Consider the following 1,061-nt stretch of genomic DNA (forward strand, 5'->3'; position numbering starts at 1 on the left):
GTGTCGATCCGCCGTGAAGGCGAACGGATCTGGCGCGGGAAGTGCGCATCTGATCCCAGGATCATTGCCGAGCTTGTCCGCAAGCGGGCGCCGGCCGCAAAGCGCGTCGTGTTCGAAACCGGCCCGCTGTCAGTTTGGTTCTATCATGCGCTGCGCGCCGAGGGATTGCCAGCCATCTGCATCGATGCGCGCCATGCCAAAGCCGCTCTCGATATGGCGGCGAACAAGACGGATGCGAATGACGCCGATGGTTTGGCGCGTCTTGCTGAAGCAGGATTCTTTCGCGAGGTGCGCGTGAAAGGCTTCGACAGTATGTTGACCCGCACGCTCGTGGCAGCATGCACTCGGCTGGTCCGGATCACCGTCGAGCTTTCCAACCAGATCCGAGGGATCATGAAAACGTTCGGCTTGCTCGTTCCCGCCGGTAAGGGAACTACATTCGAAAAGAATGTCCGGAGCCTTCTTATCGATCAGAGCGAGCTTGCTCCTGTCGTCCTACCGATGGTGGAAGCCTGGCGCAGCATTCGCATCCGTGCCGCCGAGCTTGGGCGCCAGCTTGTCGCAGATGCACGTCAAAGCCAAGCATGCCGCATACTCATGTCGATTCCCCGGCATCGGCGCCATTACCGCAACCTCTTTCGCCACTGCCATTGAAGATCCGGGCAACTTCAAGAAGTCCCGCTCTGTTGCCGCTTGGATCGGCCTGACAACTCGCCGCTACCAATCGGGAGAAGTCGATTATGACGGCCATATATCCCGACGCGGCGATCGACATTTGCGGGGACTTCTCTATGAGGCTGCGGCGGTCATCCTGACACGCAGCTCGATCGACAGCAGCCTGCGCACGTGGGGCCTCAAGCTCCGGGAGAGGGTTGGCTTCGAACGAGCTGCCGTGGCTGTGGCGCGCAAACTGGCGGTGATAATGCATTCGATGCTCAAGACCGGTGAGTTCTTTGATCGAAATGCAGGCGCCACAGCATGAAATCTTGCGAATAGCGTTCAGGATCTGAGCGCCTGAGACGTCCCTGCCGGGACGTGAGCCGAGCCATTCCGCTGATGGG

1 pseudogene is annotated in these 1,061 nt (G+C 59.8%); it reads left to right on the forward strand.

The features are described 5' to 3' along the window. Window positions 1-982, forward strand: a pseudogene (locus NKH30_RS33050) (IS110 family RNA-guided transposase); the annotation flags it as partial. Between the last annotated feature and the right edge of the window lie 79 nt (window positions 983-1,061).

The sequence above is a fragment of the Mesorhizobium sp. M1273 genome, assembly GCF_040318195.1.
Lineage (GTDB): Bacteria > Pseudomonadota > Alphaproteobacteria > Rhizobiales > Rhizobiaceae > Mesorhizobium.